The sequence below is a fragment of the Janibacter zhangyanbonis genome (assembly GCF_050507325.1).
Lineage (GTDB): Bacteria > Actinomycetota > Actinomycetes > Actinomycetales > Dermatophilaceae > Janibacter.
Genome location: NZ_CP191481.1, coordinates 69,111 through 87,768, shown reverse-complemented (window position 1 = coordinate 87,768; position 18,658 = coordinate 69,111). Strand labels below are relative to the sequence as shown.

15 protein-coding genes are annotated in these 18,658 nt (G+C 73.1%); 7 read left to right on the top strand and 8 right to left on the bottom strand.

Annotated features, from left to right (window positions below):
- Together ACQBJO_RS00465 and ACQBJO_RS00460 are read left to right on the top strand one after the other, a co-directional pair.
- The gene (locus ACQBJO_RS00465) at positions 1 to 702 is read left to right on the top strand and encodes a glycosyltransferase (RefSeq protein ID WP_421007759.1); all 702 of its coding nucleotides are present in this window, start codon (positions 1 to 3) and stop codon (positions 700 to 702) included.
- Positions 699 to 2,165 carry a hypothetical protein gene (locus ACQBJO_RS00460; RefSeq protein ID WP_421007758.1) on the top strand — a complete coding sequence of 489 codons (1,467 nt, stop codon included), beginning with the start codon at positions 699 to 701 and terminating at the stop codon, positions 2,163 to 2,165. Before ACQBJO_RS00465 ends, ACQBJO_RS00460 begins: the two co-directional genes overlap by 4 nt.
- 40 nt (positions 2,166 to 2,205) lie before the next feature.
- On the opposite strand, the gene ACQBJO_RS00455 is transcribed toward ACQBJO_RS00460, so the two are convergent.
- On the bottom strand, positions 2,206 to 4,533 hold the full coding sequence (locus ACQBJO_RS00455) for a hypothetical protein (protein WP_430407133.1): 2,328 nt from the start codon (positions 4,531 to 4,533) through the stop codon (positions 2,206 to 2,208).
- A gap of 78 nt (positions 4,534 to 4,611) precedes the next feature.
- On the opposite strand from ACQBJO_RS00455, the gene ACQBJO_RS00450 reads away from it, so the two are divergent.
- Genes ACQBJO_RS00450 through pheA form a run of 3 tightly spaced genes read left to right on the top strand, consistent with a single transcriptional unit; the run spans position 4,612 to position 7,222 of the window.
- Positions 4,612 to 5,859 carry a glycosyltransferase 87 family protein gene (locus ACQBJO_RS00450; protein ID WP_421007756.1) on the top strand — a complete coding sequence of 416 codons (1,248 nt, stop codon included), beginning with the start codon at positions 4,612 to 4,614 and terminating at the stop codon, positions 5,857 to 5,859.
- A complete protein-coding gene (locus ACQBJO_RS00445; protein WP_421007755.1) occupies positions 5,856 to 6,263 on the top strand; it encodes a DUF4446 family protein in 408 nt (135 codons plus the stop codon). Before ACQBJO_RS00450 ends, ACQBJO_RS00445 begins: the two co-directional genes overlap by 4 nt.
- A gap of 26 nt (positions 6,264 to 6,289) precedes the next feature.
- Positions 6,290 to 7,222, top strand: a complete 933-nt coding sequence (gene pheA / locus ACQBJO_RS00440) for a prephenate dehydratase (protein WP_421007754.1) — start codon at positions 6,290 to 6,292, stop codon at positions 7,220 to 7,222.
- A gap of 288 nt (positions 7,223 to 7,510) precedes the next feature.
- On the opposite strand, the gene ACQBJO_RS00435 is transcribed toward pheA, so the two are convergent.
- The 6 genes from ACQBJO_RS00435 to ACQBJO_RS00410 form a co-directional block, all read right to left on the bottom strand.
- Positions 7,511 to 8,485 (bottom strand): alpha/beta hydrolase, encoded by a 975-nt coding sequence (locus tag ACQBJO_RS00435; protein WP_421007753.1) that lies wholly within the window; start codon positions 8,483 to 8,485, stop codon positions 7,511 to 7,513.
- A 29-nt stretch (positions 8,486 to 8,514) separates the two neighbouring features.
- A complete protein-coding gene (locus tag ACQBJO_RS00430; protein ID WP_421007752.1) occupies positions 8,515 to 9,543 on the bottom strand; it encodes a 1-acyl-sn-glycerol-3-phosphate acyltransferase in 1,029 nt (342 codons plus the stop codon).
- Positions 9,540 to 10,367 carry a patatin-like phospholipase family protein gene (locus ACQBJO_RS00425; RefSeq protein ID WP_421007751.1) on the bottom strand — a complete coding sequence of 276 codons (828 nt, stop codon included), beginning with the start codon at positions 10,365 to 10,367 and terminating at the stop codon, positions 9,540 to 9,542. The genes ACQBJO_RS00430 and ACQBJO_RS00425 overlap by 4 nt, the downstream gene beginning before the upstream one ends.
- Positions 10,368 to 10,377: 10 nt before the next feature.
- Complete coding sequence (locus ACQBJO_RS00420; RefSeq protein ID WP_421007750.1) at positions 10,378 to 11,448, bottom strand: transglutaminase family protein; 1,071 nt, start codon at positions 11,446 to 11,448, stop codon at positions 10,378 to 10,380.
- A complete protein-coding gene (locus tag ACQBJO_RS00415; RefSeq protein WP_421007749.1) occupies positions 11,445 to 14,039 on the bottom strand; it encodes a circularly permuted type 2 ATP-grasp protein in 2,595 nt (864 codons plus the stop codon). The genes ACQBJO_RS00420 and ACQBJO_RS00415 overlap by 4 nt, the downstream gene beginning before the upstream one ends.
- Before the next feature lie 146 nt (positions 14,040 to 14,185).
- Complete coding sequence (locus ACQBJO_RS00410) at positions 14,186 to 15,394, bottom strand: endonuclease/exonuclease/phosphatase family protein (protein ID WP_421007748.1); 1,209 nt, start codon at positions 15,392 to 15,394, stop codon at positions 14,186 to 14,188.
- Positions 15,395 to 15,550: 156 nt separating this feature from the next.
- Between ACQBJO_RS00410 and ACQBJO_RS00405 the strand changes: the two genes are divergently transcribed.
- A complete protein-coding gene (locus tag ACQBJO_RS00405) occupies positions 15,551 to 16,132 on the top strand; it encodes a helix-turn-helix domain-containing protein (RefSeq protein WP_421007747.1) in 582 nt (193 codons plus the stop codon).
- Entirely contained in the window at positions 16,129 to 17,433 is a 1,305-nt protein-coding gene (locus ACQBJO_RS00400; RefSeq protein ID WP_421007746.1) for an MFS transporter, read from the top strand. Before ACQBJO_RS00405 ends, ACQBJO_RS00400 begins: the two co-directional genes overlap by 4 nt.
- A 46-nt stretch (positions 17,434 to 17,479) precedes the next feature.
- On the opposite strand, the gene ACQBJO_RS00395 is transcribed toward ACQBJO_RS00400, so the two are convergent.
- The gene (locus ACQBJO_RS00395; protein WP_421007745.1) at positions 17,480 to 18,643 is read right to left on the bottom strand and encodes an acyl-CoA dehydrogenase family protein; all 1,164 of its coding nucleotides are present in this window, start codon (positions 18,641 to 18,643) and stop codon (positions 17,480 to 17,482) included.
- Positions 18,644 to 18,658 lie beyond the last annotated feature (15 nt).

The following is an 18,658-nucleotide window of genomic DNA, read 5'->3' as shown; positions in this document are numbered from 1 at the left end:
ATGTCGGCGAGGGTGGCCGCGATCGTCCCGGCCAAGGACGAGGCCGAGCGGGTCGCCGCGACGGTCACCGCGCTGCTCTCCCTCGCCGACGTCGACGTCGTGGTCGTCGTCGACGACGGCTCGACCGATGCGACCGCCGCCGTGGCGGCCGACGCGGGTGCCGTCGTCGCGCGCCATCCCGCCAACCGCGGCAAGGCGGCCGCCCTCGAGACCGGGGTGGCCCGGCTCGTCGAGCACGAGCAGCGCACCGGTGGACCGGAGCACGTGCTGCTCTTCGCCGACGCCGACCTGGCGGGGTCGGCGGCCAACCTCGAGCCGCTCCTGCTGCCCGTGCTCATCGGGTCGGCGGACCTCACGGTGGCCAACATCCCCCGCAGCGCCTCGTCGCTCGGCTCGGGCCGGGTCGTCCGGCTCGCTCGCGCCCAGATCGAGGCGATGACCGGGCGGGTCGTCGAGCAGCCGCTCAACGGCATGCGGGCCATGACCCGCGAGACCTTCGCCGACGCGACGCCGCTCGCGAGCGGCTGGGGCGTCGAGGCGGCGATGCTCGTCGACGTGCTGCGCGCCGGGCGCCGGGTCGTCGAGGTCCCCGTCGAGCTGACCCACCGCCGCACGGGCAACGACATCAAGGGCCGCGTGCACCGGGCCATGCAGCTGCGCGACGTGTCGACGGCACTGCTGGCCCGACGCTTCCTGTCGTGAGTCACGAGGACGAAGGGGAGGTCGACCAGCTCGGGGTCGGGCTGCTCGTCGCCGGCATCGGGCTGCTGCTCCTCGTCGGTGCGAGCGGCACCTCGCTCGCCCTCCCGCCGCTCGGGGACCGGGGCTGGGCACCCCCTTCGCTCCCGTGGCGGCTCGGCGGCTGGACCGTCGTCGCGCTGCAGGCCACCGGCTACCTCCTCGGCGCGGCCTCGCTGTGGCGGCACGTGCGGCGGCCGAGCCCCCTTCGCCTGCGGTGGTGGCACGTCGGGCTGCTCGCGGTGCTCGTGCTGCTGACGGCGCCCTTCGGCACCGCCGACCACACGAACTACGCCGCCTACGGGCGGATCCTCGTCGAGGGCGGCGACCCGTGGTCCGTCGTGCCGGCGGACTGGCGGGGCGGGGCCGACCCGGTCGTGCGCCTCGTGCAGGACCCGTGGCGCGAGGCGACGAGCGTCTACGGCCCGGTCGGCACGTGGCTCATGGGGCTCGCGGCGTGGGTCGGCGATGACCTCGCCCGACAGGTCGTGTGGGTCTGGCAGGTGCTCGTCGTCGCGGCTTGGCTCGGCACCCGCGAGCTGCTCGTGCGGCTCGGCACGCCGCGGCCGACCGTCGACCGGTGGTGGACGACCAATGTCCTCGTCCTCGGGGCCGGCGTTCTCGGCGCGCACGTCGACACGCTCGCGGTCTGCGCGATGGCGGCAGCGCTCGGGCTGGGCCTGGCCGGCCGGCCGCTCCTCGCGGGCCTGGCCACCGGGCTCGCGGCAAGCACGAAGCTGACCGCCGGCGTCGTCGGCCTCGCTCTGCTGTGGGGGCTGCTCTCGCGGCGCGGGGGGCGGGGAGCGCCGCGGGCGGGAGCGGCGCCGCTCGTCGTCGGGACCCTGCTCGTGCTCGTCCCGGCCCACGCCCTCGTCGGGACGCACGCGCTCGGGCGGATCGCCGAGGCGGGCGGGGGCATCTCCTATGCCATGCCGTGGCGGGCGGTCTACACGCTGATCGACCTCGCGACGAGCGAACCCCTCGCCCGCACGATGACGACCTGGGTCGCCGCCTTCGGCTGCGTGCTGCTCGCGATCGCCCTCTGGCGGATCACCGAGGGACTCACCGAGGTCGTCGCGGTGCGGGCGCTCTTCGTCCTCACGACGGCCTACTCGCTCGGCGCCGGCTACGTGCTGCCCTGGTACGAGCTGCCGCAGTGGCTCGCGACCGCCGTGCTCGTCGGTCTCGTCGGGCGCGAGGCGTGGCGCCGACTGGCTCCGCTCCTGCTGCTGCTCGTGGGTCGCTCGCTCGTCCTCGCCCTCGCCTACGTCCCCGGCCGGGTGCGGCTGCCCGACGACGTCGAGATGGTGACGCTGGGCTTCCGCTTCGTCGCCTCGCCGCTGGCGACGCTGGCGGTCTGGGTCGCGATCTGGGGGCTGTGGCGACGGGCCGACCAGCGTCGGGTCGAGGTGGCAGCGACCGCATAGGCGGTCACGGATACCTCCACCCGCGCGACCGGGAGCTCGGTCAGTCGGTCGCGGATACCTCCACCCGCTCGTCCGGGGAGCCGCCGGCTCCGGCCCACAGGACGAGCAGCGCCGGCGCGAGGACGAGCGCCGCGGCGGCCGGGATCGCCGTGCCCGAGTCGTTGAGCACGAATCCCACGGTGAGCGCGACGACGAGTCCGATGAGGCCGACACGCAGCCCGGGATAGGTGGTTAGCAGGGGTTGGACCCGTTGTCCCGCAGCACTGCTCGGCCGCGCGAGCACCCAGATGACGGCGACGAGCACGACCGGCACGAGCAGCGCCGTGCGCTCCGGACCGAGCAGCAGGTCGACATTGGTCTCGAGCTTGCGCACGAGGATCCCCCACGCGTCGCCGTCGAGCAGGCTCTGGAAGAAGCGGCCGAGATGGGTGCGCTGCTCCTCGGGCCGCAGCCAGTCCGCACCGGCCATCGCGAGGAAGCCGACGCCCGTCACCACACCGATCCCGACGACCCGCGTCCAGGTGAGCCGCACGCCCGCGACCGCGAGCACGAGGTAGCCGACCGACGGGATGAGCGCGAGCGCCCCGCCGCCGTCGGCCCCGAGCCAGGCGTCGACGACGAAGGTCGCCCCGCCCACGACGGCGACGACGAGCGCGGCGGTGCGGCGGGCCCCCTTCGTGCCGACGGGGGCCGCCTCGGCAGCAGGTGCCCGCCCCGAACTCTGCAGGACCCTAGGGTTTTGCAAGGTTCGGTCGGACGAACTCTGCATAACCCTGGGGTCGTGCAGAGTTGGGGCGACCAGCGCGGCCATGAGGAGGAAGGCCGCGGCGACGAAGATCGCGAAGGGGACGTTGCCGAAGCCGTGGAAGCGGCCGCCGTCCAGCGGCAGCAGACCGAGGACGGAGAGCATCGTCATCCGTCCGCGGCCGACGAGCAGGTCGCCGGCGAGCAGCAGCCACGTGACGGCGGAGAGCACGGCGACCCCGACGAGCGCGACGGCCGGACCCTCGGCGAGCCATCGGGGCCGGACCCGGCGGAGCACCGCGAGGACGGCGGCGAGGGTGAGCGCGACGAGCGCCAGGTCGATGACCGCCAGGCGCAGCACGAAGGCGCCCATCGGGTGGTCGGAGTCGAACCAGCGGGTCGTCGTCAGCAGATAGGTGGAGGCCGGCACGGCCATCGCGGCGAGCCCGACGAGACCGGCGGCACGGGGCACGACCGGTCGCCAGCGGCGGGGCCCGACGCGCAGCAGGACGAGGGCGAGCGCGAGCAGGCCGACGAGACCGAAACCGAAACCGCGGAAGAAGGGCGGGATGACCCGGTCGGCCTCCTGCAGCTGGGCGTCGTCGTCGACGAGCGTCGCGAGCCGGTCGGCGAAGGGGGCCTCGTCGTCGACCGGCACGAGCTGCCGCCCGGCGAGCCCCGGAGGCGGGGTGAAGCCGGCCGTCGCGAGCGCCGTGTGGGTGACGTCGGCGACCTGCCCCATCTCGTCGCGGGTCGTCGAGTCGGAGTGCAGCCAGCCGGAGGGGATGCCGGCGCCGCCCATCGCGAGCACCCGCAGCCCCGGCTGCCCGCCGTCGTCGGACAGGCCGGCGAGGACGACGACCGTGTCGGAGTGCGCCCCGGCGACGACGTCGGCGACGACGTCGTCGACGGCCTCGACCTGACGGGTGCGCACGGCGCCGTCGTCGGGGACCGAGATGGCCGGCGCACCGACGAGGGTGATCGCGCAGGTCTCGTTGACCCCCGGATCACCGGACCGCACGACGCCGTCGCGGTCGGCCATCGCGAGGACGGCACCGGCACCGCTGCCGTCGATGCACCCACCGGCCTCGTGGACGGTCGAGGCGAGGGTGCCGATCCGTGCGTCGAAGCCCTGCGCGGCCACCCCCTTCGCCAGGTCCTGCCAGTAGCCGTGGTCCATCTCCACGGCCATGAGCTCGGGGCCGGGGTCGGGCAGCGTCGGCAGCGACGAGCAGTGCGGCAGCGCGCGGGGGTCGGCCCGCAGCTCGCCGCGGGTGACGTCGCGGGGCTCGGCGGCTCGGGTGCCCGCGGACAGGCCGAGCCAGCCGTCGGTCGGGCAGGAGGTGAAGTACGTCGAGCGGACGTTGAGGTTGGCGACGGCCGCACCCTCGGCGAAGCTCGTGATCGCCGGCGCCTTGTCCTCGGTCACGTCCTTCCACGACAGGCCGGGCGCCCCGATGACGATGACATCGCGCGCCCCGGCCTCCACCCCGCTCACGTCTCGCTCGCTCTCTTGACGAAGGGAGTGCGCCCCCACCGGCCCCGCGGCGAGGCCGACGAGGACGAGCACGGCCAGCAGGAGGGCGAGCGCACCCCGACGACGAAGGTGCGAGCCGCTGACCATGGACCCACCGTAGTGACCGGCGGCGCCGACCCGGACGACCTGCGCCGTGGGCGCGTGGCGGTCGGACACAATGGCCGCATGCGCCGCCTGAGCCGCCCCCACCTCCTCCTCGGGGTCGTGCTCTTCGTGCTCATCGCGGCCTGGCCCGTGGCGAAGTTCCTCGTCTTCTTCCCCCAGGACCAGTGGCAGGTCGACGTGCAGGTCTACCGCGAGGGCGGCCTGTCGATCCTCCAGGGGCGCGACATCTACGCGCAGATGACCCAGCCGCCGCAGCTGCTGCCCTTCACCTACCCGCCCATCGCGGCCTTCCTCTCGGTGCCGCTCGCGCTCGTCCCCTTCGCGGTCGCGGCGTGGGGCTGGACCATCGCCCAGCTCCTCGCCGACGTCGCGATCGTGTGGTTCGCCTGGTACCGGCTGCGCGAGCGGGTCGGGGTGTGGGCGCCGGTGCTCGTCGGGGTCGTCGCCGCGGGCTTCCTGTGGACCCAGCCGGTCGGCGACGGGATCCGCTTCGCACAGGTCAACGCCTTCCTCGTCCTCGCCTGCCTGCTCGACCTGCAGCGCCCCCGGCAGCGGTGGCTCATGACGGTCCCGCCGGGCGTGCTCGTCGGCCTCGCGATGGCGATCAAGCTGACCCCCGGAGTCTTCGTCATCCACTACCTGCTCAACAGGCGCTGGCGCGAGGCCGGCTGGGCGGTCGGCACCGCGACCTTCGTCTCGCTCGCCGCGTGGTTCGTCCTGCCGCAGGCCTCCTTCGCCTTCTGGGGCGGGGCGCTGTCGGACCCGACCCGGCTGGGGCCCAACGACGGCTCGGCCAACCAGTCCTTCCGCGCGACCCTGCTGCGCCGCGGGATCGCCGACGGGCCCGAGCTGCTCCTCGCCTGGGCACCGTGGCTGCTCGTCATGGGCGTCGTCGTCTTCTGGGTCGCCCGCCGCGCTCACCGACAGGGCGACTGGGTGGCCGAGGCGGCGGCGGTCGGGCTCGCCGGCTTCCTGCTCTCGCCCGTCTCGTGGGTGCACCACCTGCACTGGATCATGGTGGTCGTCCCGGCCATCCTCGGCCCGACGGTCGCCCGCTGGCGACGCCCGGACTGGCCGCGGGTCGGGGCCGCGGCCGTCGTCGTCGCGTGGTTCGTCTGCACGATGCCCTTCTGGGGCGTGCTGTGGAAGCGCGAGCTGCGCCAGCCCGCGTGGGTCGGCGACCTGCTCGTCGAGGGCAATGTCATCGGCGGCGTCGTCGTGCTCACGCTGCTCGCGTGGGCGGTCCGGCGCACGGACCGTGAGATGCCGGCCACGGCACCCGAGCCAGCGCCTAGGGTGACGGCATGACCGCCGTCGAGATCGCCCTGCTGTGCGGGCTGGTCGTCGCGCTGGCGGTCGCCGCCGTCGCGCTCGCCGCATCCCGGCGGCTCGCGGCGCGGATCGCCGAGCTCGAGCACCGGTCGCCGGTCGGTGAAGGTGACCTCGCCTCCCTTCGTCACGACATCGCGCAGGCCCTGCGGCATGTGGCCGTCGTGCGCTACGACGCCTTCGGCGACATGGGCGGGCGGCTGAGCTTTTCCGCAGCGATCATCGACGACGCCGGCGACGGTCTCGTCGTGAGCAGCATCCACGGGCGCGGCGAGTCGCGGACCTATGCCAAGGGGGTCGTCGGTGGCGATGCCGATGCCACCCTCACCCCCGAGGAGCGCCAGGCGCTCGCCGCGGCCCGCACCGGGTCACCGGACGCCTGACCCCCTTCGTCCATCCAGGAGGAGACATGACCCGCTACGCCTACCTCGGTCCCGAGGGCACCTTCACCCAGCAGGCGCTGCTGTCGTGGGTCGGCGCCGCGGAGCACGAGCAGGTGCCGCTCGGGTCGGTCGACGCGGCGCTCGAGGCGCTGCGCTCCGGTGACGTCGACGCGGCGGTCGTGCCGATCGAAAACAGCGTCGAAGGGGGTGTCTCAGCCACCCTCGACGCCCTCGCCTCGGGCGACCCGCTTGTCGTCGTGGGCGAGGTGCTCGTGCCGATCACCTTCGTCGCGTGCGGTCGACCCGGCACGAGCCTGGCCGCGGCCCGGGCCATCGGCACCCACAGCCATGCCTGGGCGCAGGTGCGCGGGTGGGCCGGCCGCACGGCGGCGCAGGCGATCTACGTGCCGACGCTGTCGACCGCGTCGGCGGCCAAGGACCTCGCCGAGCACCCCGACGACCTCGGCTACGAGGTCGCCGTGTGCGCGCCGATCGCGGCGGAGCACTTCGGGCTCGAGGTGCTCGCCCACGACATCGGCGACATGACCAATGCGGTGACCCGCTTCGTGATCGTCTCCCGGCCCGACTGGCTGCCGGCGCCGACCGGGCGCGACAAGACGACCGTCGTGCTCTACCAGCGCAGCGACCGGGCCGGCGGCCTGCTCGAGCTGCTCGAGCAGTTCGCCGTGCGGGGCATCAACATGACCCGGCTGGAGTCCCGGCCCACGAAGGAGTCGATGGGCTCCTACTGCTTCTCGATCGACCTCGAGGGGCACGTGCAGGACGAACGGGTCGGGGCCGCGCTGATGAGCCTGCACCGGGTGTGCGCCGACGTCCGCTTCCTCGGGTCCTACCCCGCGGCCGCCGACACCCCGATCTCGGTCGACCCGATCACGAGCGACGCGGCCTTCGTCGCCGCGCGGCAATGGCTCGACCGGCTGCGCCGGCTGGGGGGCTGACGGGCTGACGCGGGGAGGTCGCCCCGGCTGCGCGCGCATACGCCGTTGCTCCGTACGACGAACCAGCCGGTCGGCGGGAGCATCACGCCCGGCCTCCACCCCCTACGCCACTGCTCCGTACGACGAGCCACCCGCGTGCCCAGGGTACGGAGCAACGACGTAGCGCATCGGCCAGCCCCACATGCGTGCGTGGCCATCCCGCGTGCTCAGAGCACGGAGCAGCGGCGTAGCGCATCGCACGGCCCCCAAGGGTGCCCAGCGACCACGGGCCCGCCCGGCCGTGAGCGCCTACGTCCGCGCCAGCAGCTCCTCGCACCAGTCGAGCAGCCGGGCCATGAGCGCGGCCGATTCCGGCAGCCGCGCGTCGGAGAGGTAGGAGTGCCAGAGCCCTTCGGCGAGCACGAGGTCGGCCGCGCCACCGGCGGCCCGCCACGCGGTGTGGATCCGCGCGGTGTCCGAGAGGAAGAGGTCGCGCGTGCCCGTCGTGAAGATCGCCGGCGGCAGCGCTTCGCCCGACCAGTCCGCGTGCACCGGCGAGACGAGCGGGTCTCGCAGGTCGGCCCGCCCGGCGTAGGCCCGCGCGAAGCGCTCCTGCTGCCCGCGCCACCGCAGGTAGGCGTCACGGCCTTCGTTGACGCGATAGGAGTCACCCTCCCCCGCCAGATCGCCGAAGGGGGTCAGCCCCACCACCCCGAGGGGCAGCGGCAGGTCGTCACCTGCCGCACGCCGCTCCCGGATCCGTTGCAGCACACCGAGGGCGAGGTTTGCCCCGGCGGAGACCCCGCCGAGCAGCACCCGCGGCCCGCGCTCGCGCCCCCCGGCCTCGTAGGCGGCCAGGCAGTGCTCGATCGCCACCGGGAAGCGCGCCTCCGGCGCGAGCGGGTACTCGACCGAGACGACCGGACGCCCGAGCCCGGCGGCCAGCCGCAGCCCGGTCCCGTCACGTCCCGACCCCCAGCAGAAGCCGCCCCCGTGCACCCACAGCACCCACGCCTCCGCCCGCCCGGCCTCGCCCTCCCAACTCTGCAAAACCCTAGGGTTTTGCAGAGTTGTGTCCGGCGCCCCGGCCAGTGCCCCGGCGACCGTCATCACCAGGTCGCCGCGGGCGTCCGGGGCGACGTCCACGCCCAGGGCCGCACGATCGGTCTCGAAGCCCGCGAGGCGGGCGTCGGCCCCCTTCGTCCGCAGCCAGCGGGTGATCCGGGGCGTGAGCGGCCACCGGTGCACCCGGTTGTCCGCCTCGGCCGCGGCGGCCACCGCCACCGAGCTCACCGTCGGCGGGAACCACGGCCTCACAGGTGCTCGCGTCCGCTGATGCGCGTATCGACCCAGTGGTTGACCTCGCCCCACCGCGCGTCGAGCCACTCGGCGACCTCGTCGCCGTCGGTCGGCACGTCCTCGCTGCGATAGGTGCGGCCGCGGATGAGCAGCCGGTTGCGGAAGGGCACGGCGCGGATCACGGCGCCCGGCCCGGAGATCATGTCGAGCCCGGTGTGCGAGATGACCATGACGTCGGCGTCCGGCGCGTGCTGGCGCATCGACGCGACGCCGCGGGAGCGCGCCTCGAGCACCCAGGGCCGCGCCACGGCGGTCGCCAGCCGGTCGGCCTCACCCTGCTCGCGCAGCTTGCGCACCTGGTCCTCGTGACGCTCGCGGGTCCAGTTGCGCCCCTCGGGGAAGATGAGCATCGCGTCCTTGGCCGAGAGGGTCGAGGCGAGGGTGGCGACCCCCTTCGTCCGGTCGTCGCCGGCACCGGAGCGCGACGGCACGAAGTAGGAGTCCAGCCGCTGCAGCACCATGGCGATGCCCGGGTCCCAGAGCATCGCGTCGGCGAGGACGATCCGCGGGATCCGCCCGGCCGTGCCCGCGAGCAGCCAGGCGATGGCGAGCGAGTCGGCGGGGCCGGCGTGCCGGGAGATGACGACGAGCGGGTGGCCGGGGCGTCCCACGGTCATCTCACCCTCGATCTCGATGTGGAAGCCGACGACCTTCTTGGCCGTGTAGAGCACGTTGTTGAGCGCCCGCTGGATGAGCGCGAGGTGGTCGGCGTCCCACGTCGGGCTCGTGCCGCGCGGCGAGCGCAGCCGCAGGTACCAGCACTCGACGACGAGACCGATGTCCTCCCACATGACGTAGACGGTGAGGAAGAGGCAGCGCAGCAGCGCCAGGTGCCGGTCCCACGGCCACAGCAGGAGCAGGAAGGGCGCGAAGATGCAGAAGAGCAGCGACATGACGATGCCGAAGAGCGGGTAGATCGCCTGCAGGACGATCCGCAGCCACAGCGGCGGCGCCCCGAGCGAAGGGAGGGCACTGATCCTCATCGCGTGGTCCCGTCGAGGTAGGCGTTCGTCGCGTCGAAGGCGCGCGCCATCCGGTCCTCGACCTTGGCCACCGTCCCGCGGCCGAGTGGCACCGAGGTCGTCGGCGCCTTGTCGGTCCCGCTCGGCAGCACGTGCAGGCGCACCGAGTCGGGCACCTCGGCGATCTCCTCGACGAAGCGGTGCCGCCGCGCGATCTCGAAGGCCACGAGACCGACGTCGAGCGGGTTGGTCGGCGCGGAGAGCAGCTGCTCGACCCGGCCGACCTGCAGCACGTGGATCTCGGTGGCGCCCAAGGCGATCGCCCGCCCGACCGGGATCGAGTGGACGAGCCCGCCGTCGTAGTAGTGCGCCCCGTCGATCTCGACCGGCGCGAAGAGACCCGGCACCGCACAGCTCGCCGCGACCGCCGACGCGATCGGCCCGGCGGTGAACCACCGGGACGCCGAGCTCTCGATCTCGGCGGCGACGCACTGGAAGGGCACCGACAGGTCCTCGATGAGGTCGACCCCGAGGTGGCGCTCGACGAGCCCGGGGATCAGCCCGCGTCGCATGACGTGGGTGCCGTGGCGCGCGAAGCGCGCGGCCTGACGGACCGGGCTCTCGCTCATCTCGCCCGAGCGGACGACGTCGCGCCACAGCTCCTCGAGCCGGGCCACGCCGTCGGCGGTGGGGTCGGCGGCGACGAAGGCGCCGTTGACCGAGCCGATGCTCGTGCCGACGACCAGGTCGGGGGTGATGCCCGCGGCGAGGAGCGCGCGCAGCATGCCGACCTGGGTCGCTCCGAGGACACCGCCTCCGCCGAGGACGAAGGCGGTCGTGGACATGGGCGTCAGATTACTGGGCGGGGGTGTCGGCCCGCGGGTCGGAGCCGTCCTGGGGGATGACGTCGACGCCGACCTTGAGGCTGGAGCCACCCCCTTCGCCGAAGATCACGCCCTTGAGCGGCGAGACGTCGCGGAAGTCGCGGCCCCACCCCGTGACGATGTAGCGCGAGTCGGCGAAGTGGTTGTTCGTCGGGTCGAGGTCGACCCAGTCGCCGTCGGGCGTCATCGCCGCGACCCACGCGTGCGAGGCGTCGGAGCCCTGGAGCTTGACCTTGCCCGGCGCCGGTCGGGTCTCGATGTAGCCCGAGACGTAGCGGCCGGGGATGCCGACGGCGCGCAGGCACCCGACGGCGAGGTGGGCGAAGTCCTGGCAGACGCCTTCGCGCTGGGCGAGCAGCTCGGGCAGCGTCGTCTTGACGCTCGTCGTGCCCTTGGCATAGCGGAAGTCGCGGTAGATGTCGGCGTAGAGGGCGACGAGCGCCTCGCCGAGGGGCCGGTCCGGCGGCAGGATGCCGGCCGAGTAGGCGACGACCTCGGGCGCGATCTCGACGAGCGCGGAGGGCAGCAGGTACTGCGCCGCCTCGGCCCGGTCGAGGCCGTCACCGGCGGCGATGAGCTCGGCCGCCTCGGCGACGGTCCACCGGTTGAGCCGGTCCATGTCGGGCGCCGGCCACTCGATCTCCATGAGGCTCACCTTGTGCACGTCGAGCACCGTGTGCGGCGTGCGCACCTCGTAGAAGCTCGAGTGGTTGCCGAAGTGGTCGACGTGCTCGGTGAGGATGTGCGGCTCGGGCGTGATCTCGACGGTGTGCTCGAGGACGCGCTGCTGCTCGGTCTCCCTGGGGCGCAGCAGCGCCCGACCGAAGGAGTCGGTGACGTACTCCTCGTAGGTGTAGGTCGTGCGGTGGCGCACCTCGTACTGACGAAGGGTGTGGTGCTCCGGCTTGATCACGGGGACCGTGGGGTCGCCGGTGGCGACCGGCTCAGGAGCCGGCGGCCGCTCGGGGACGGCCGACTCCCCCTTCGGCTTGACGACGTCGGGGCTGGACTGGTCGACAGGAGGCTGCTCGTCGGTGCTCACCAGGTCTCCTCCCCGCCGTTCCACTGCACCCACTGGACGTTGCGGCCCGGGGACTTGCGCTGGAAGTAGGCCCGGTCGATGGACCGGTGCGTCTCGCGCAGGTCGGTGCCGAGCCGGGTCAGGGTGCGCACGAGGGGCGTGCGGTTGTCGGCGAAGAGCGCATCGAGGTCGAGCCCGGCGATCTGGTCGACGATGGCCCGCGCCTGCGGCAGCGCGGCCTCGTCGTCGATGAGCTCGAGCCCCTCGACGAGCCGGTCGACCTGGAAGGCGACCGAACGCGGGTTGGTCCGGTCCCGCAGGAGCAGGTCGAGGGCGGCCTGCAGCGCCGACATCCCGCCGAGGCCCGCGGTGAGCCGACGGCGATAGGTGATGACCGACTCGGCGGCGAGGAGGGCTGCCTCGGTGGTCGTGCCCTCGACGACGGGGGTGCGCTCGACGGCGATGACCGAGGCGAGCAGCCGGATCGTCTGCTGGGCCCGCTCGACGCGCTTGCCGGCGTCGGCGAAGGCCCAGGCCGGGTCGCGGATGAGGGACTCGACGCCGATGCCCGCGAGCGCGAGCAGGCCTTCGATCGTCTCCATGAGCAGCTCCTGCAGGTCGTCCTGGGGGACGGCGTGCTGCAGGGTCCGCTCGAGGCGCGACATGACCAGCCAGGTGTCGAGCGACAGGCTCTCGCGCACGGCCTGGGCGGCGATGACGGCGCGGTGGGTGGCATAGGCAACCGACCCGACGATCCGCGGGTCGAGCGTCAGCTCGCGCAGGTGCGGCAGCGGATCCGCCCGGCGCTCCTGCGCCTCCTCGCCGATGAACCCCGGGCGCACGGCCATGACCTCGGTGACCGCCCCGAGGATCGCGAGCATCGCGGCGTGGCCGGTCGTGCCGGGGCGGGCGGCGTGGTCGTCGACGAGGTTGTCGGCGACGCGCAGCAGACGGGCGGCCGCTTCGGCGCGCTCGGCGTAGCGGCCCATCCAGTAGAGGTCGGCGGCGACACGGGGGGCCGGTGCGGCATAGCCGGCCGCGCTCGTGCCCTCGAGCAGGCTGGAGACGGGGAGGACCTCGCCCTCGGTCCGCGGGGTCTCGCTGTCGACGCGGACCCACACGTCCTTGCTCATCGCGCCGGTGAGGCTCGAGATCTCGCCGGAGTCGGCCCGCACCGAGACGCGGCCGAGGCCGCCGGGCATGACGGCGTAGTCCTCCTCGTCGGCGACGGCGAAGGTGCGCAGCACGACATGGCGCGGCTCGAGGCCGCCGGCGGTGACGACCGGGGCGGTCGACATCGTCAGGGGGTCCTGCGCGGTCCAGCGCCACGGCTCCGCCTGAATGCGCATCGCGAGGTCGTCGCGCTCCTGAGCGCTCAGCTGCCAGCCGAAGATCGAGTTGGTCGCGCCGCTGCGGGAGGCCGGCTTGACGACGAGGCTGCCCAGCTGGGTGACGATGTGGCTCAGGTGGGTCGGGTCGCCGGCCCACCAGGTCTGCGTGGAGGCGAGGAGCAGGTCCTCGCCGAGGACCTGGCGGCAGATCTGCGGCAGATAGGGGATGAGCGCAGGGTTTTCGAGGACGCCCGAGGAGATCGGGTTGACGACCGAGACATTGCCCAGCCGGGCGGCCTCGACGAGGCCGGGCAGGCCGAGGCGCGAGTCGCCGCGCAGGTCGAGCTGGTCAATGGCATCGCCCTCGACGCGGCGCATGATGACGTCGACCGGGGTCAGCCCGGAGGTCGTGCGCATCCAGATCCGCCCGTCGCGGCTGACGAGGTCCTCGGACTCGACGACGGGCACACCGAGCACGGTGGACTGCAGCGCCTCGTCGAAGGCCGAGGCGCTCAGGGCGCCGGGGGTGAGGATGACGACGCGCGGGACGTCGTCGGTCTGCGGGGCGGCGGCGACGAGCGCCTTCTGCACCTGGAAGAAGAAACCGCGCAGCCGGGCGAGGTCGACCTGGCGGTGCAGGTCGGGCAGGACGCGCGCGATGATCCGACGGTTGGCCATCGCGTAGCCGGCGCCGCTCGGGGCCTGGGTGCGGTCGGCGAAGACGCGCCAGGTGCCGTTGCGGTCCCGGGCGAGGTCCATCGCGGGCATGACGAGCTGGCGAGGGCCGGGCAGCTGGATCCCGTCGGCCTGCGGCAGCCAGCCGTCGTGGCCGTAGACCGCCGCCCCGGGGACGACGCCGTCGCGCACCAGTCGCTGCTCGCCGGTGAGGTCGGTGAGCACGGCGTCGAGGAGTGCGGCCCGCTGGCGCACGCCCTGCTCGAGGGTGCTCCACTCGCCGGCGCCAAACGTCAGCGGCAGCGGGTCGAGCTCCCACTCGCGCGGCTCGGTCGGGATCTGCCGGCCCTCGGCGGCCGCGTCCTCGTCGGGGGTGATGCTCGCGCCGTAGGTGATGCCGTCGTCGGCGACGAAGCGCCGGGCCGCAGCTCGGGCCGCGAGCAGCGCCGTCAGCCCGGCCCCGCCGACCTGGTCGGCGAGCGGCTCGGAGGCCTCACGAACCCCCTCGAGCGTCACGAGCTCGTCGACGCCGTCGCTGCTCGTGACGACATCGCGGTAGTCGTCGATCAGGCCTGAGGAGGTCTCTGCGCTGGCCGCTGCGGACATGTGGCGACACTAACGCGCCCGTCCCCCCGCCCCAACAAACTGTGGCTGGCTACACCTGCGAGCGTCAGCCACGGCACGTGCTGTGGCTGACCACCCGAGGTGTAGCCAGCCACAGTTCGTGCGAAGGGGAGGGCAGCCCCGGCTGGTCAGCCCCGGCCGTGCCCCCGGGCGAACTTCGTGTCGACCCACACCATCCGGTGGTCGCTCGTCGGGAAGGGGTAGGTGCCGGTCAGGCGGTAGAGCGGGCTGTCGCTCGTCGGCCAGAAGACGCCGGCATCCCGGATCGGCAGGTCGCGGCTCGGCAGCACGTAGTCGGCGCGGATGTTGCCCGGCGGCTCGGCGAAGTCGGCCGTGTCCTGGGCCGGGTCGCCGACGTGCTCGTCGTTGATCCCGCCCTGCTGCTCGCTCGCCTCGACGGCACCGTCGCTCGTGGGGGTCACCGAGGTGTTGACCCGCGGGTGGTCGAGCAGCTGGTGGATCGCGTCGTCGGTGCTGTCGCCGTCGTCGGGGTCGGCGTTCTGGTCGCCCGCGATGACGAAGCTCGCGCCCTGCGAGAGGCCACCTCGACCCCCTTCGTCGTCCCGGATCCACCGCGCGTCCCTGCCGCCGGAGACGTAGTCGGCCCAGAAGCGGATCTCGTCGGCATTGCGCCGCCCGTTGCGGTCCTCGGGCCCGTCGAAGGTGGGCGGCGTCGGGTGGCTCGTGAGGAAGTGGACGGTCCGGGTGCCGATGCGGATCGGCAGGTCCCAGTGGCTCTTGCTGCTCAGCCGCAGGTCGGCCTGCTCGGCGGGCGAGTACCAGTCGGTGGGTATGCGGTTGCCGGGCATGTCCTGCCACTTCTGCAGCTGGAAGGTGCGCACCTTGGCGGTGTCGATCGGGTACTTGCTGTAGACGACCATGCCGTACTGCCCGGGGAAGAGCCCGAAGCCGTAGGCGTCGTCGCCCCCGCCGACGGTCCCGTCGTTGTTGAGGTCGTGCCCGCTCGGCACGCCCGTGTTGCTCGGCGCGATGTAGTGGTAGGGGTAGTCCACGGGGTCGGCGCCGCGCTGGCCGACGGCCAGGTAGTTGTCGCGGAAGAGGCGAGCGGCCTTGCGGGAGTAGTCGAACTCGTTGACCAGCACGACATCGGGGTCGACCCGCTGGATCGTCTCGGCGACATTGCGCGCCTGCTCGTTGTCACCCGTCGACAGGTCCCGCTCGAGCTGCCCCTCGGTGGCCCGGTTGAGCGAGGCGTTGAAGGTCGCGAAGCGCACCTCCTCGGGCCCGGGGCGGGCGGCGGTGGCCGGGGCGGCCAGGGTCAGGGCGAGGGCAGCGGCTCCGGCGAGCGCGCCGGCCGTGCGGATGCGTGGCGTCATGCGCCCGACGCTAGGGCCGAAGGGAGAACACCGCCTGACGAGCACGCGAACACCTCTCCCCGCCCTCCCGGTCCCTGAGGAGCTTGCGCAGCAAGCGTCTCGGAGGGACGCAAGCATTTCTTTGCAAACAAACCTTTGCGGTCTACGATGCCTCTCATGGACCCCGTCACCCCCGACGTCACCCAGCTGCGGGCGCTGACCCACCCGGTGCGCATGCGCATCCTCGGTCTGCTCCGCACGCTCGGGCCGGCGACGGCCAGCCAGGTCGCCCGCCGCCTCGGCCTCAACTCGGGCGCGACGAGCTATCACCTGCGGCAGCTGGCGGAGCACGGCTTCGTCGAGGAGGCGAGCGACCTCGGCAACAACCGCGAGCGGTGGTGGCGGGCGAGCACGATGACGACCTCCGTCCGCGACGACGATGTCACGACGGACGAAGGGAGGGATGCCACCGACGCCTTCCACCAGCTCGCGGTGACGCACTCCGCGGCCCGGATGCAGGCATCCGCCGCGCGGCGGAGCAGCGAGAGCGACCAGTGGCGTCCGCTCACCTCGGTGAGCGACCTGCAGGTGCCGGTGACCGTCGAGCAGGCGGCCGTGATCCAGTCCCGCTTCGAGCAGCTGCTGTGGGAGGTGCTGGCGGAGTTCCCCCCGACCCCGGGGGACCTCCCGCCCGACCAGCGCCGCTACTCCGTCATCGTGGCGAGCTTCCCCGACGACACCCCATGGGAGTCCCGATGACCGAGCCCCTCTCCCCCACCGCCGCCCGCCGAGTCTTCCTCACCCTGACGACGACCCGCTGGCTGCCGATCGGCTTCGTCGTCGGGATCCTCGTGCTGTGGATGCTCGAGCGGGGCCTCACCCTGCCGCAGACGCTGACCGCCATGTCCGTCATCGGCTTCGTGGTCCTCGCGCTCGAGCTGCCGACCTCGGGCTTCGCCGACGCGCTCGGACGACGACCGGTGCTCATCGCGGCGGCCCTGGCCAATGTCGCCTCGCTCTTCGCCTTCCTCCTGGCCGACTCCTTCGCCGGCTTCGTCGTGGTCGCCGTGCTCATGGGGATCTTCCGCGCGCTGGACTCGGGGCCTCTGGAGGCCTGGTACGTCGACACCGTGCACCGGACCGAGCCCGGGGCCGACGTCGACCAAGACCTCTCGCGCGCCGGGACCGTCGTCGGGCTCGGCATGGCCGCCAGCTCGGTCGTCTCCGGCGGGCTCGTCGCCTGGCACCCGGTCTCCTCCCACTCGGCGCTGTGGCTGCCGGTCCTCATCTGCGCCGTCCTCTCGGTGGTGCACCTCGTGGCCGTCGTCGTCCTCCTGCGTGAGCCGGTCGTCCACCTGGACTCGACCGGCTGGTCACGGGCCGTGGCCTCGGCCAAGGAGACCCCGGGCGTCATCGCCTCCGGGCTGGCGCTCGTCCGGGACAACCCCGTGCTGCGGGGGCTCGTGCTGCTCGAGTGCTTCTGGTCCACGGCGATGATCGGGATGGAAAACCTCACCCCGGTGCGCATGGCCGAGCTGCTCGGCGGCGAGGACCACGCGGGCGTCATCATGGGGCCGCTCGCCGCCGGAGCCTGGGCGGTCTTCGCCCTCGGTGCGCGGATCTCCGGGTGGCTCTCGGCGCGCTGGGGCGTGGCCCGTGCGGCCATCGTCGGCCGCGTGGCCCACAGCCTGCTCAGCGTGACCCTCGCTCTGGCCGTCGGCCCGGTCGGGCTGGTCGTCGCCCACCTGCTGGCCTACACCGGCCACGGGGTGCAGGGCCCCGCCTACAACACGCTGCTGCACCGCGAGGCCAGCGCGAAGAACCGGGCCACCGTGCTGTCGCTGGCCTCGATGTGCGGCTTCGGCGCCTTCTCGGTGGCCATGCCACTCGTCGGCCTGCTCGCCGACGCGACGTCGACGTCGGTCGCCATGGCTGTCTCCGGAGCCTTCGGCCTCGGGGGCGTCTGGTGCCTGCTGCCGGCCCTGCGCGCCGAGCGTCGCCGCCCTTCGCTCGCTGAGGCCGCTCCCGCCGGCCGAGCCGAGGTGCCCACGACCGAATAGGCGGACCCGGATACCTCGACCCGCCAGCAGCGGCGGCTCACCGGCCTCACAGGGTGCGCGAGATGAGCTCCTTCATGATCTCGTTGGTGCCGCCGTAGATCTTCTGCACGCGCGCGCCGGCGTAGAGGCGGGCGATGGGGTACTCGAGCATGTAGCCGTAGCCGCCGAAGAGCTGCAGGCACCGGTCGATGACCTCGCACTGGACGTCGGTCGTCCAGTACTTCGCCCGCGAGGCGGTCGCGGCGTCGAGCTTGCCGTCGATGTGCAGGGCGACGCAGTGGTCGAGGAAGGTGCGCGCCGCCATGACGTCGGTCGAGACCTCGGCGAGGGTGAAGCGCGTGTTCTGGAAGGCGCTGATCGGCTTGCCGAAGGCGGTGCGCTCCTTGGTGTAGGCGACCGCGAGGTCCACGGCGAGCTCGGCGGAGGCCACCGCGCCGACGGCGATCGCCAGCCGCTCCTGCGGCAGCTGCATCATCAGCTGGTAGAAGCCCTGCCCCTCCTCCTCGCCGAGCAGATTGGCCACGGGCACCCGCATGTCGGTGAAGGCCAGCTCACGGGTGTCCTGCCCGTGCTGGCCGACCTTCTGCAGCACCCGCCCTCGCTCGAAGCCCTCGAGACCGTCGACCTCGGCCACGATGAGCGAGATCCCTTGTGCCCCCTCGCCGCCCGTGCGCGCGACCACCACGACGAGACCGGCGTGCGAGGAGTTGGTGATGAAGGTCTTCGACCCATTGATGACGTAGTGGTCGCCCTCGCGCCGGGCCGTGGTCTTGACGGCTTGCAGGTCCGACCCGGTGCCCGGCTCGGTCATCGCGATGGCGCCGACGAGCTCTCCGGAGGCCATCTTGGGCAGCCACTTCTGCTTCTGCTCCTCGGACCCGTAGGCGAGCAGGTAGTGCGCGACGATCGACGAGTGCACGGAGTAGCCGAAGGCGTCATCGCCGGCCCTCCCCTGCTCCCACATCACGGCCGCCTCGTGGGCGAAGCTGCCGCCACCGCCGCCGTACTCCTGCGGGACCGAGATGCAGAGCAGGCCCGCAGCACCCGCTGCCAGCCAGGTCTCCTTGTCCACCTGGTGCTGCTCGGCGAAGCGCTCCGCGTGCGGCGTCACCTCCCGCTCGAAGAAGGTGCGGGCGAGGGTGAGCACGTCGGCCACCTCGTCCTGCATCCACGGGGAGACATAGGGCTGGGGCATGAGGATCTCGGGCATCGTTGCCTTCGGGTC

Coding starts and splice junctions, on each gene's coding strand:
- ACQBJO_RS00465 (WP_421007759.1), top strand. CDS start 1: ATGTCGGCGAGGGTGGCCGCGATCGTCCCGGCCAAGGACGAGGCCGAG.
- ACQBJO_RS00455 (WP_430407133.1), bottom strand. CDS start 4,533: ATGGTCAGCGGCTCGCACCTTCGTCGTCGGGGTGCGCTCGCCCTCCTG.
- ACQBJO_RS00450 (WP_421007756.1), top strand. CDS start 4,612: ATGCGCCGCCTGAGCCGCCCCCACCTCCTCCTCGGGGTCGTGCTCTTC.
- ACQBJO_RS00445 (WP_421007755.1), top strand. CDS start 5,856: ATGACCGCCGTCGAGATCGCCCTGCTGTGCGGGCTGGTCGTCGCGCTG.
- pheA (WP_421007754.1), top strand. CDS start 6,290: ATGACCCGCTACGCCTACCTCGGTCCCGAGGGCACCTTCACCCAGCAG.
- ACQBJO_RS00430 (WP_421007752.1), bottom strand. CDS start 9,543: ATGAGGATCAGTGCCCTCCCTTCGCTCGGGGCGCCGCCGCTGTGGCTG.
- ACQBJO_RS00425 (WP_421007751.1), bottom strand. CDS start 10,367: ATGTCCACGACCGCCTTCGTCCTCGGCGGAGGCGGTGTCCTCGGAGCG.
- ACQBJO_RS00415 (WP_421007749.1), bottom strand. CDS start 14,039: ATGTCCGCAGCGGCCAGCGCAGAGACCTCCTCAGGCCTGATCGACGAC.
- ACQBJO_RS00410 (WP_421007748.1), bottom strand. CDS start 15,394: ATGACGCCACGCATCCGCACGGCCGGCGCGCTCGCCGGAGCCGCTGCC.
- ACQBJO_RS00405 (WP_421007747.1), top strand. CDS start 15,551: ATGGACCCCGTCACCCCCGACGTCACCCAGCTGCGGGCGCTGACCCAC.
- ACQBJO_RS00400 (WP_421007746.1), top strand. CDS start 16,129: ATGACCGAGCCCCTCTCCCCCACCGCCGCCCGCCGAGTCTTCCTCACC.
- ACQBJO_RS00395 (WP_421007745.1), bottom strand. CDS start 18,643: ATGCCCGAGATCCTCATGCCCCAGCCCTATGTCTCCCCGTGGATGCAG.